Genomic DNA, 12,846 nt, shown 5'->3' on the forward strand with positions numbered 1-12,846 from the left:
AACCTCCCGGCAATGAATTGCCGGAAGGTTTTTGCTGGAATTTTATTATATATGTGAGTTTAAGCGTTCTTCTAAAGCTTCTTTTGGTTGGAAACCAACAACTTTATCAACAACTTCTCCATCTTTGATAACAAGAAGTGTAGGAATGCTCATTACTCCAAATTTAGCAGCTGTTTCTTGATTTTCATCGACATCAAGCTTAACGATCTTCACTTTGTCTCCCATTTCTGCATCTAATTCCTCTAAAACAGGAGCAATCATTTTACAAGGACCGCACCACGGTGCCCAAAAGTCTGCAAGTACCAGCCCTGCACTTGTTTCTGTTTGAAAAGTTTGGTCAGTTACATTTGTAATAGCCATGTTATACCCTCCTAAAATTATCAGCTATGGCCTTTACGCCTATGACCATAATGGCCTCCGACAAAAGGATTACACCTAATAAAAGCCTTAGCCTTCATCATGATTCTATACTACCGTAAGTATATCACCGATTTCAAACACATGGAAATAATTTGTTTCAACGTAATTTTTCCACATCGGTGTACTATTATTCATAAAAATAATATGTATAAGCAATGAACAACGGGCGGTAGAAGCCGCCCGTTGTTTTAGGAAAATTTAAGCATTAACCTTTAACTTTTTGAATTCTTCAGTAAGCATTGGAACTACTTCGAATAAGTCTCCAACAATTCCATAGTCTGCAACTTTAAAGATATTTGCTTCAGGGTCTTTATTGATTGCAACTATAACTTTTGAGTTAGACATACCTGCTAAATGCTGAATAGCACCAGAGATACCACATGCAATGTAAAGGTCAGGAGTTACCACTTTACCTGTTTGTCCAATTTGAAGTGAATAGTCACAATAGTCAGCATCACAAGCTCCACGAGATGCACCTACTGCTGCTCCTAAAACGTTTGCAAGTTCTTTTAATGGTTCGAACCCGTCAGCGCTCTTTACACCACGTCCACCAGAGACGATAATTTTTGCTTCTGATAGATCCACACCTTCGCTTGCCTTGCGAACAACTTCTTTAATGATTGAACGTAGATCTTTAATTTCAACAGATAATGAAGATACATCACCAGATCTTGATTCGTCTTTTTCTAATGGAGCAATGTTGTTTGGACGAACTGTTGCGAACACAAGACCGTCAGTGATAACCTTTTTCTCAAATGCCTTACCTGAGTAGATCGGGCGAGTAAACACGATGTTTCCGCCTGCTTCTTCAACTCCTGTTGCATCTGAAATAAGTCCTGATTCTAATTTCGCTGCAATTTTTGGCGAAAGGTCTTTTCCTAAAGAAGTGTGGCCAAATACAAGTCCTTCTGGCTGTTCTGATTCAATAACAGCTAGTAAGCCTTGAGCATACCCATCTGATGTATAACGAGCTAATTTTTCATCTTCTACAACAACCACACGGTCAGCACCATATTGGATTAGTTCCACTCCTAAACCGCTAACAGATTGTCCTAGTAAAACTCCAACAACTTCTCCGCCTTCTGCGACAGTTTTAGCTGCAGCAACCGCTTCGAAAGAAACGTTACGTAATGATCCATCACGGACTTCACCTAACACTAATACTTTTCTAGCCATTTTGATTTACCCTCCTGTGTTTTGTTATTAAAAGATCCGATAATCTATTAAACTACTTTTGCTTCTGAGTGAAGTAGTTGTACTAATTCTTTAACTTGGTCAGCAAGTTCACCTTCAAGCACTCGGCCTGCTTCTTTTTGAGCTGGAAGGAAAATTTCAATTGTCTTCGTTTTTGCTTCCACATCATCTTCTTCAAGATCTAGGTCATCAAGTTCTAACTCTTCAAGAGGCTTTTTCTTCGCTTTCATGATCCCTGGCAGAGATGGATAGCGAGGTTCATTTAAGCCTTGCTGAGCTGTTACTAATAATGGAAGGCTTGTCTCAATTACTTCTGAGTCACCTTCAACATCACGTACAACCGTAGCAGTAGATCCATTGATTTCTAGGTTTGTAATAGTAGTAATATATGGAATGCCGATTAATTCAGCAACACGCGGGCCAACTTGACCAGAACCGCCATCAATGGCAACGTTTCCACCAATGATTAAATCCGCTTCTTTATCCTTTAAGTATTCAGCAATGATCTTAGCTGTTGTAAATTGGTCACCATTTTCAATATCATCTTCAGTGTTAATTAAAACAGCCTTATCAGCACCCATTGCTAAAGCAGTACGTAATTGTTTTTCAGCCTCTTCATTGCCAACTGAAATAACTGTAACTTCTCCGCCTTGTGCATCGCGGACTTGAATAGCTTCTTCAATTGCATATTCATCGTAAGGGTTGATGATGAATTCTGCACCATCTTCTTTTATTTGTCCACCTGAGATCGCAATTTTTTCTTCAGTATCGAATGTTCTCTTCATTAATACGTAGATGTTCATGGTTTCCCCTCCTAAATATTCAAAACATTCTTCAATTATAAATTATTTTAATATATTTGAAAAGATATATATCAAATTGAATTTCAAAAATTTATAAAATTTAATTTTGTTAACGCTACCAATTAGCGTTATATTTTATTCTCCAGAAAACTTCGGCTCTCTTTTTTCAATAAAAGCGGAGATTCCTTCTTTTGCATCTTTCGACACAAATATTTCTCCAAAAAGCTTAGCCTCTTTTTTCACACCTTGATAATATTCTTCTGATTTTGAACAGTTTAATAGATCGATAGCTGCTTTTAAAGCCAGCGGACTCTTTCTAGCAATTTTCTTGGCCAGTGAATAAGCCTTATCCAACAATTCATTCTCTGGATAAGCATGATTGGCTAATCCATACTCTACTGCTTCAATGCCTGTGATAGGATCGCTGGTAAAAAGCATTTCAGCAGCTCTGGCCGTACCAACATATCGCGGAAGCCGCTGGGTTCCTGCAAACCCTGGAACTAATCCTAACTGCAGCTCTGGCAAGCCTAGTTTGGCATTTTCAGAGACGATACGAAAATGGCAAGCCATTGCGAGTTCCAAGCCGCCTCCAAGTGCTGCACCATGAATAGCTGCAATGATGGGTTTCGGGAATGTCTCCATCCTTTCAAATACATTCTGACCACTTTCTGCCAGCTTCGTAAAGTCAGAACCAGTCTGAATCGTTGTGAATTCTTTAATATCAGCACCAGCAGAGAAAAATCTCCCCTCGCCATGTATCAATACAACTCGAATATCCTGATTTGACTCGATTTCGTTCAAAACTGTATTTAACTCTTTGATTAACCCTGACGATAAAGCGTTCGCAGGGGCTCGATCAATCGTGATGGCTGCAATCATATCTTTGTAAGACCACTTTAAGTATTCCAATTCTGCACCTCCTTACTTTTCCGTTGCCACTCCCTTTAATAGCAATTGATGTACAGGTTTGGATAATGCCTGTAAATCATACTTTTGATCATTCATGACCCAGGTAGTTGCTGTTTCGTCCATCGTCCCAAAGATCATCTGCCTTGCCAGGCGAACATCGAGTTCAGGAGAGAACTCCCCATTTTCCTTCCCTTCAATCAGAATTTGATCCACCACTCCTAAATAACCTTTTAAAACATCATTTATTTTTAAACGGAGCTCTTTGTTGGATTGTCTCAATTCTAATTGCGTCACGATTGCTAAATGCGGATCTTGTGACAACATCTCAAAATGCATTTCAACCATCATTAATAATTTCTCTGCCGCTTTGTCTTTTCCTGCTAGATTTTGTTGAATTTTTTCTACAAAATTACCCATTTTTTCTTGGAAGAGGGAAATGAGTATATCTTCCTTGTTTTTAAAGTAAAGATAAATGGTCCCATCTGCAACTCCTGCCTGCTTAGCAATCTTAGACACTTGGGCTTGATGATAACCATTCTCTGCAATCGCAATAACAGCAGCATCAATGATTTGTTTGTACTTCGGCTTATTTTTTTTCATCCGTTTCCCTCCTCTCAAGAATTTTTGATTATGGACAGAATAAGGAAAGCTGTCCTTGATTATAAATAAATTAATGAATGAACCATCATTCATATTTTAATAATAGATTTAGATTGATAAACTGTCAAGAAATTATCACAAATTTTGCACTATATGTTATTATGCACATGTATTTGCTTTAGGACAAGACTAAATTTGCAAAAAAGAAAGAACCGCATGAAACGGGATTAAAAATTCAAGCTTTTTTTTCATCATCTTGTTGAGTTCTCTGTTTTTCCTCATCAACCAATGCCCTTCTTAGTATCTTTCCAACTGCCGTTTTAGGCAATTCATTTCTAAACTCATAGAGCCTTGGGACTTTGTATGCCGCTAGATGCTTCCTAGCAAATGCATCAAGCTCTTTTTCTGTTATGTCCGCACCTTCTTTTAAGACAATATAGGCTTTAACCGTTTCGCCGCGGTAAGGATCAGGGATTCCAGCAACCACCGCTTCCATAATATTTGGATGTTCATATAGAACTTCTTCAATTTCACGTGGGTATATATTAAAACCACCCGCAATGATCATATCTTTCTTCCGATCAACAACATAGAAATAGCCGCTTTCATCCATATAACCCAAGTCCCCTGTTAATAGCCATCCGTCCTTTAATGTTTGCGCTGTTTCTTCAGGTCTGTTCCAATACCCTTTCATAACTTGGGGACCTTTTATACAAATCTCACCAATTTCCCCTGGAGGCAATGGTTCCCCTGTATCTAATGAAAAAATCGCTGCTTCTGTATCAGGCCACGGTACACCAATACTGCCAGGAACTCGAGGCCGATCCCAGAGGAAGTTCGAATGGGTTACTGGAGATGATTCCGTTAAACCATATCCCTCAACTAACTTTCCACCTGTAATCTCTTCAAACTTCTGTTGTACTTCAACAGGTAATGGAGCGGAACCTGAAATGCATGAATGAATTGATGATAAATCGTATTTACCGATATCTGGATGATTAAGAAGTCCAATATACATAGTAGGCGCCCCTGGAAATAATGTTGGACGCTGCTTTTGAATTGTCTTTAAAGCCGCTTCCATATCAAATTTAGGCAGCAGTACCATCTTATATCCTTGGCGTACAGATAAAATGAGAACCGTTGTCATCCCATACACATGGAAAAACGGCAGAAATCCCAATACAATTTCTTTCCCACGCTGACATTTATAAAGCCAGGCCTCACACATTGCCGTGTTGGACACGAGATTTTTATGTGTAAGCATAACGCCTTTTGGAAAACCAGTTGTTCCCCCCGTATACTGGAGCAGGGCTAAATCTTCTTCAAAATCAAATGAAAGATCTTTTAGCTCTTTAGATGGCTGCTTCATGATTTCCATAAAAAGATGCTGATTACCTTCATGTTTCACTTGAACGGAGAAACCATATTGCTTTTTTTGAATAAAGGGATAGATCACGTTTTTCGGAAATGGAAGAAAATCCTTAATAGCGGTTACAAAAATATGTTCTAAGTCCGTCTGCTGCATTACTTTCATCACACGCGGGTAGAGAATATCTAATGTTATTATCATTTTCGCGCCGGAATCACTCATTTGGTACTGCAGCTCTCTCTCCATGTAAAGCGGGTTCGTCTGGACAACAATTCCACCTGCCATTAAAATTCCGTAGTAGCTAATCACAGATTGTGGACAATTAGGAAGCATAATGGCAACACGATCGCCTTTTTCAATACCTAACTCCTGCAGATAAGCTGCAAATTTTACTGCGTATCGGTACAAAGTTTTGTAATTAATTTCCCGACCCATAAAATGAATAGCAGCTTTATCCGGAAACTCTTCAGCGGTATATTTTAAATCATTTTGAATCGGTTCATTTCTGTAATTTAATGTATGTGGGATTTCTTCTGGGTAATGTTTAAGCCATGGTTTAGCTTCAGACATTGTAAACCCCCCGTTCTTAAATTTTTAGAACATTCAAACTGTTCTATCTTATTATAGTATAATAACCGTTTTGTGACAATCACAATCTTTTCAAATTCATATTCCCTTTATGTAGGACTAGTTCTTTTATTCAAGAAAAAAATCGCCCTTATGATAAGAGCGATACTTTTTAAAAAAGTATATTAACATTTTATTTTATACAAAGAACATTAAATAAATAATACCGATTACTACAAAACCTCCGCAAAGTAATAATAGGACTTTTGCCAGCTTTTCCAAAATGCCTCTCTCCTCACGAAATGTTAGCACCAATTACATATGACAAGCCAATTGAAATGACCATTGATATAAGACCAACTGCGCGGTTATCGTTTTGAATTTCTTTGTCAATATTGAACTTTGGTGTCAGAAACTCAAAAATAAAATAACCAATTAATAACAAAAAGAAACCGAAGCATCCCCAGCCAACCATCGTGAATAAAGAGTCATGGTGAGAAATTGAATGACGAAAAATGTTCGAAACACCAAAGATTTTCCCACCTGTCGCCATGGCCACCGCAATATTCCCCTTTTTGATTTCCTCCCAGTTACGATATCTTGTAACCAATTCGAAAACAGCTAAAAAAACAATCATGCAAAGAATGACCACACTATAATTTGCAGCTGTCAAGACGTATGAATTCTCCCAAAATGAGCTCATTGCTACTCTCCCTGTATTTATTTAAATTCTACTACCGTTACACCCGTTCCCCCCTCGGCAGCATCGCCAAAGCGGATTTTCTTAACAGAACGATGATTTCGCAAATATTCTTGAACACCCTGCCTCAAGGCACCTGTCCCTTTTCCATGGATCACAGAAACTCGAGGATAGCCAGCTAATAACGCATCGTCGATATATTTTTCCACTCTAAGAAGAGCATCCTCGTAGCGTTCTCCCCGCAAATCCAACTCTAAATTAACATGGAAGTCTCTTCCTTTAACAATCGCCATCGGCTTTGTTTCAACAGGCTTCTCACTTTTAATAAATTGCAGATCATCTTCCTTCACTTTCATTTTCAAAATACCAATTTGTACTTGCCATTCCTTATCAGCAGTTTTTTCAAGCAAATGTCCTTTTTGGTCAAAGCTTAATACTTTCACTTCATCTCCCGGTTTAAAAACATGCTTGTTCTTATTTACTGCGGACGTTTTTTTCTTGCCGCTCTGCTTTGGCACCGCTTCTTCTAAGCGTTTTTTCGCTTGAATCAGTTCATGCTCTTTTATTTCGGCATCCTTTTCCAATTTCATCTTTCTAAGCGAACGAATGACATCTTCTGATTCATGTTGGGCTTTTTCAATGATCTGTGCTGCTTTTGTCTTGGCTTTTTCTAAAAGTGAATCTTTCTGATCGTAATATTCAACCAATTGCTTCTGTAAATCCTTATGGAGCTTCTCGGATTGTTTTAACAGGTCATGAGCTTCTGTTAACTCTAATTCCGCTTGCTTTTTACTCTCTTCTAATGCGGCAATCATACTTTCTACCTCGTTTGTATCTGCACTGATATACGATCTTGCAGCTTGTATCACACTTTCTTTCAAACCAAGTCTTTTAGAAATTTCAAAGGCGTTACTTCTTCCAGGCACCCCTATTAATAGCTTATAGGTCGGGCTTAATGTATCAATATCAAATTCTACACTCGCATTAATGACACCTTCCCTGTTATACCCATATGCTTTTAATTCCGGATAATGGGTAGTAGCTATAACCCTTGCGCCTCTTTTGTACACCTCATCTAAAATGGATATTGCCAGCGCAGCTCCCTCTCCAGGGTCTGTTCCAGCACCCAGCTCATCAAAGAGCACTAAACTTCTAAAATCAACTTTATTTAAAATATCGACAATGTTAACCATATGTGAGGAGAAGGTACTCAAACTTTGCTCAATCGATTGCTCATCCCCAATATCAGCATAAACCGAATCAAAAACAGCCATTTCCGATCCATCTAGAGCAGGAATTTGTAAGCCGGCCTGAGCCATTAAGGTACATAATCCAACTGTTTTTAATGTTACAGTCTTCCCCCCTGTATTTGGACCAGTTATGACAATCGTTGAAAAATCTTTCCCTAGAAAGATATCGTTCGGAACGACTTCGTTTATTGGGATTAGCGGATGTCTCGCTTTATATAACGCAATGATTCCATCTTGATTCATTTTTGGTTTGGTCGCCTTCATGCTTTTTCCAAAGCGTGCTTTGGCGAACATAAAATCAAGCTTGCCAAGTACATCTACAATCACTTCTAATTCATTGCGATTTTCTCCTACAGTATTCGATAGTTCAATTAAAATTCTTTCAATCTCCTGCTGCTCTTTAACACGAATACCTTGAAGTTCATTATTTAGTTGAACAATTGCTTGCGGTTCGATAAATAATGTTTGACCTGAGGAACTCTGATCATGAATAATTCCCCCATAATGCCCTCTGTACTCCTGCTTTACCGGAATAACGAAGCGATCATTTCGAATGGTAATAATCGCATCAGACAGCATTTTTTGTGCACTAGAAGAACGGATCATGCTTTCCAGCCGTTCTCTGACCCTTGCTTCCCTCGTTCTCAATTGATTCCGAAGCGTTCTTAAGCTATCACTTGCAGAATCTAAGACAGCTCCGTTATCATCAATGGCCATCCGGATCGATTCCTCTAAGTCAGACAGCACAATAATTCTATCTGCAAATTCAAGCAATATTGGAATTTCGATTTCCTCTTCAGCCAAGTCTTCTATAAACCTTCTCATCATCCGGCTCGCATGAATCGTGCTTGATACTTCGTTCAGTTCTTGTGGACTTAGCATTCCTCCGATTGAAGCACGTTTGACATGGGGCCTAATATCAAATATCCCTCCAAGCGGAACGTTCCCCTTTAATCTGATGACCAGGGCCGCTTCATCTGTTTCCTCTTGCATCCGAACAACTTCTTCAAAATTAACTGACGGCAAAAGTTCCGTTACGAGGCTTCTCCCTAACGAGGACGATACATATCCTTGCAGCAGTTCTTTTACTTTTAAAAATTCTAATACTTTTAATACTCGTTCTTGCATGGAGAACAACCCTCCCAATTCTCTATTATGCAACTTCTCTTAGAAGCATCTGTATATTAACGATTGTGTAAAAATTCAAGCAGCTCTTCTGCTGATAATGCGTTCAACACAGATGTTCTTTTAAGCCAGCCTTTTTTTGCTGCTGCTACACCAATTTCCATATGTATAAGTGTATCCATTTTATGTGCATCCGTGTTGATAACAATTTTAACTCCCATCTCCTGTGCTTTGCGAAGATGTTCAGAAGCTAAATCAAGACGATTTGGATTCGCATTTAATTCTAATGCGGTATTCGTTTCCTTCGCAAGCTGTATGAGTTGGTCAATATCCACGTCGTACCCTTCTCTTTTTCCAATTTTCCTTCCTGTCGGATGAGCAATGATATCAACATGAGCATTGATTAAGGCAGTTTTAAGCCTTCCCATGATTTTCTCTCTCGGCTGTGAAAAGGATGAATGAATGGAAGCAATGACAATATCCAATTCCTCAAGGAGGTCATCATCATAGTCTAACGTACCATCTGGCAGAATATCCATCTCCACGCCTGATAAAATGGTTATATCATCATATTTTTGATTTAAAGCCTTAATTTCTTCCTTTTGTTTCTTCAACCTTTCAACTGATAATCCATTCGCTACCTTTAAAAACTTAGAATGATCCGTTATCGCTAAGTATTTGTAGCCTCTAGCTCTGCAAGCTTCCACCATTTCGACAATCGTATGCGCCCCGTCACTCCACGTTGAATGCATATGGAGATCTCCATTAATATCTTCTATTGATATTAATTCAAGTTCGGGTGAGTAATGATCTACCTCACTGCCATCCTCCCTCAATTCCGGAGGGATAAATGGCAGTCCAAAATGCCGATAAAACTCCTCTTCACTTGAAAAAGTCAGGATTTCTCCCGTTTCTATCTGTTCTACACCATACTCACTTATTTTTTCACCACGTTCTTTTGCCAGCTGTCTCATTCTTACATTATGATCCTTTGATCCGGTAAAATGGTGGAGCGTTGTAGCAAATTCAGCAGGCTTTACAAGCCGGAAGTCTACCGATACATCGTAGTCTAACTCAAAGACAACCGATACTTTCGTATCACCAGCAGCAATTGTCTCCTTTATACCTGATAGTTTTAACAACTGCTCTTTTACATTTGAGGGATTTGTCGTTGCGATGATAAAATCTAAATCTTTTACTGTTTCTCTCATTCTTCGCAGTGATCCTGCTCTAGAAAAGCTTTCAATGTCTTCCATGTCCTTTAAGATTTCCTCAATCTTTTCAGCCACCGGAAGCATATATGCTAATGGGAGCCTCTCAGGTCTCGATCCTACTTGCTGGATCGCAGCTAAAATTTTTTCCTCTGTTTTCTTTCCGAAACCAGTAAGACCTTGAACTTTTTTATCCAAACACGCTTGCTTTAAATCATCTACATTCTCAATTCCCAGCTCTTTATAAAGCTTAGCGATCTTCTTGCCGCCCAGTCCAGGAAGCTGCAGCAGCAGAATTAATCCTTTTGGAACCTCCTGTTGCAATTCCTTTAAAACAGACGATGTACCCGTTTCGATAAACTCTTCTATTACTGCAGCCGTTCCTTTGCCTATCCCAGGAAATTTCGTAAAATCACTAATTTCTGTTATGCTATGTTCATCAGCTTCTAAGGCATTAGCAGCCTTTCGAAAAGCTGCTATTTTAAAGGAGTTTTCACCTTTTAACTCTAAATAGACCGCAATACTTTCTAATAACCGAACAACATCCTTTTTGTTAACAGTCACCATGAACACCAACCTTTTTATCACAGGTTAACGGACGATTATACTTAAGCGCTCTTCTTAATAATAGAAAGAAGCAGCCGTCCATTTATTTTTTATATCCTTATTAGTTTATAACAATGTTTCATCTTTCATTATGAAGCCTATTCTATTATACGAAACAACGTCTAAAAAGTTTTGAAAAAAGAAAACTTCTCTTATTCAGAGAAGTTTAGGAATTACTATAATTAATCCAAATCTCTTTAAACTGTTCAGAAAAAAATGGTGTATGTTCGACAATTAATGCTGCACCAATTGAATGACCTATTGCGCTCTGTACTGCATCGATTGGCAGGAGTGCAGCTATGAATAATAGAATAAATAATAATAAATAAACTTCAAGAAAGCCTAATATACCGCCAGCCCAAATATTTAAGGTCTTCAAGATTGGTAAACTTGCAACAAAATCAAGCATACTACCAATTATCTGCAGCAAAATTTTGGCCGCAAAAAAAATCACGACAAATGCAATGGCGCGATAGTAAGCACTTTCTAAATTTCCATTGTCTAAAAGAAGCTGGAAGGTAGAATCACTGCCAAAATTGGGATATGGAATCCAAAGTGTAAGCTTGTCTGCTAATTCGTCATAGTATAGATAAGAAACGATGAATGCGATAATAAAGCCTACAAAATGTATGAGCTGGAGGATAAAACCTCTTTTTAGTCCAACTAAAAATCCGAATACTAAAATGATAAAAATGGCGAAATCTAGCATGACTTTTTCAGTCCTTTACTCTTTTTAATTCGCTTTCAAGCCGTTCAAGTTCGTCTTTCATTTTAATATAATCATTAACGGCATTGACTGCAGTTAGCACGGCTAACTTACTCGTATCGAGTGAAGGATTCTTGGAGCTAATTTCACGCATTTTTTGATCAACCATTGAAGCTACAAGTCGAACATGGCTGGAACTTTCCGAGCCAATGATTACATAAGTTTGTCCAAAAATATCAACAGTTGTGCGCGATTTTTGTGCTTCTGACAATCCGGTTGCCCCCCATCAAATGAATCCTATTCACTATGATAACATGAACCTTTTTGAGTGAAAAGTCTAATGATGTCAAAAGAAATCAGATTTAGGAAAAATTTGTTAGATAAACGAAGTGGAGTGTGAAACGATGAGTAACGTAGTTATTAAAACATCTATTAATGAAATTGAAAAAATGAAGAATCATTATAAAGCCTTCCTAGGAACAAAAGTGCCGCCAGGTGGTATATTTACAGCAAAAACAGCAAACTGTACGGTAACTGCTTATAAATCTGGTAAAGTCTTATTTCAAGGTGCAGGCAGCACCAATGAAGCAGGTCTATGGGGGAAACTTGAAAATGAAACCTCCAGCAAATCACCTAAAAAAACAAAGGCACCCGCTAATAACCTTCCGGCAAACTTTGAATCTCTATCGGTTGTTGGATCAGATGAAGTCGGAACGGGTGATTACTTCGGTCCTATTACAGTGGTGGCAGCTTATGTTAAAAAAGAAAACATTCCGCTTCTAAAAGAACTTGGCGTTAAGGACTCAAAAAACTTAAATGACCAAAAGATCTCAGAAATTGCAAAGCAAATAAAAGAAGTTATTCCATATAGTCTATTAACCTTGCATAACGAGAAATACAATTCATTGCAGCAGTCTGGAATGTCGCAAGGAAAGTTAAAAGCACTCCTTCATAATCAAGCACTCGGACATGTGTTAGATAAAATTCAACCTGAAAGACCAGAAGCGATCTTAATTGACCAGTTCGCAAAAGAGGAAGTCTACTATCAATATTTAAAAGGGAAAAAGAATATCGTAAAAGAAAATGTCTACTTTAGCACAAAAGCTGAAGGAGTCCACCTATCTGTAGCTGCAGCATCGATTTTAGCACGCTATGCATTTGTCCAGCATTTTGAAAACCTTTCAAAGAAAGCAGGTTTTACCTTGCCGAAAGGAGCTGGCCCGCAAGTCGACAAGGCAGCTGCTAGATTAATTAAAGAGAAAGGGGAATCCGTACTCCCGCAGTTTGTGAAGCTGCATTTTGCCAATACGGAAAAAGCTTTAAGGCTTGTTAAGTAAGCAGCTTTCCCATTCATTCAAATAAAAGGAGGGAACTATGAGACAGTTC

Annotated in this window: 12 protein-coding genes; 1 reads left to right on the forward strand and 11 read right to left on the reverse strand. The window is 38.4% G+C overall.

From position 1 onward, the window contains the following. Nucleotides 1-45 precede the first annotated feature (45 nt). The 11 genes from trxA to zapA all read right to left on the reverse strand — a co-directional run bounded on the left by trxA (nt 46) and on the right by zapA (nt 11,731). A complete protein-coding gene (gene trxA, locus CZ487_RS20700) occupies nt 46-360 on the reverse strand; it encodes a thioredoxin (protein WP_077214177.1) in 315 nt (104 codons plus the stop codon). Nucleotides 361-618: 258 nt separating this feature from the next. Continuing rightward, nucleotides 619-1,596, reverse strand: coding sequence for an electron transfer flavoprotein subunit alpha/FixB family protein (locus tag CZ487_RS20705; RefSeq protein ID WP_077214178.1), 978 nt, complete (start codon nt 1,594-1,596; stop codon nt 619-621). A 47-nt stretch (nt 1,597-1,643) separates the two neighbouring features. Then, nucleotides 1,644-2,417: an electron transfer flavoprotein subunit beta/FixA family protein gene (locus CZ487_RS20710; protein ID WP_077214179.1), complete on the reverse strand. Its 774-nt coding sequence runs from the start codon at nt 2,415-2,417 to the stop codon at nt 1,644-1,646. 135 nt (nt 2,418-2,552) lie between these two features. Further along, nucleotides 2,553-3,326, reverse strand: coding sequence for an enoyl-CoA hydratase (locus CZ487_RS20715; protein ID WP_077214180.1), 774 nt, complete (start codon nt 3,324-3,326; stop codon nt 2,553-2,555). 12 nt (nt 3,327-3,338) lie between these two features. After that, nucleotides 3,339-3,926, reverse strand: a complete 588-nt coding sequence (locus tag CZ487_RS20720; RefSeq protein WP_077214181.1) for a TetR/AcrR family transcriptional regulator — start codon at nt 3,924-3,926, stop codon at nt 3,339-3,341. 235 nt (nt 3,927-4,161) lie between these two features. Then, nucleotides 4,162-5,865, reverse strand: coding sequence for a long-chain-fatty-acid--CoA ligase (locus CZ487_RS20725; RefSeq protein ID WP_077214182.1), 1,704 nt, complete (start codon nt 5,863-5,865; stop codon nt 4,162-4,164). A gap of 292 nt (nt 5,866-6,157) precedes the next feature. Further along, nucleotides 6,158-6,565: a DUF350 domain-containing protein gene (locus CZ487_RS20730; protein ID WP_077214183.1), complete on the reverse strand. Its 408-nt coding sequence runs from the start codon at nt 6,563-6,565 to the stop codon at nt 6,158-6,160. A gap of 17 nt (nt 6,566-6,582) precedes the next feature. Beyond that, nucleotides 6,583-8,940 (reverse strand): endonuclease MutS2, encoded by a 2,358-nt coding sequence (locus CZ487_RS20735; protein WP_077214184.1) that lies wholly within the window; start codon nt 8,938-8,940, stop codon nt 6,583-6,585. A 56-nt stretch (nt 8,941-8,996) separates the two neighbouring features. After that, nucleotides 8,997-10,712, reverse strand: a complete 1,716-nt coding sequence (gene polX, locus CZ487_RS20740; protein ID WP_077215407.1) for a DNA polymerase/3'-5' exonuclease PolX — start codon at nt 10,710-10,712, stop codon at nt 8,997-8,999. 208 nt (nt 10,713-10,920) lie between these two features. Then, a complete protein-coding gene (locus CZ487_RS20745) occupies nt 10,921-11,463 on the reverse strand; it encodes a CvpA family protein (RefSeq protein ID WP_077214185.1) in 543 nt (180 codons plus the stop codon). 7 nt (nt 11,464-11,470) lie between these two features. Next, nucleotides 11,471-11,731 (reverse strand): cell division protein ZapA, encoded by a 261-nt coding sequence (zapA, locus tag CZ487_RS20750; protein ID WP_077214186.1) that lies wholly within the window; start codon nt 11,729-11,731, stop codon nt 11,471-11,473. Between the two features lie 133 nt (nt 11,732-11,864). Between zapA and rnhC the strand changes: the two genes are divergently transcribed. After that, a complete protein-coding gene (gene rnhC, locus CZ487_RS20755; protein ID WP_077214187.1) occupies nt 11,865-12,797 on the forward strand; it encodes a ribonuclease HIII in 933 nt (310 codons plus the stop codon). The last annotated feature ends 49 nt before the right edge of the window (nt 12,798-12,846 follow it).

The organism is Robertmurraya dakarensis (genome assembly GCF_900156875.1).
GTDB classification, from domain to species: domain Bacteria; phylum Bacillota; class Bacilli; order Bacillales; family Cytobacillaceae; genus Robertmurraya; species Robertmurraya dakarensis.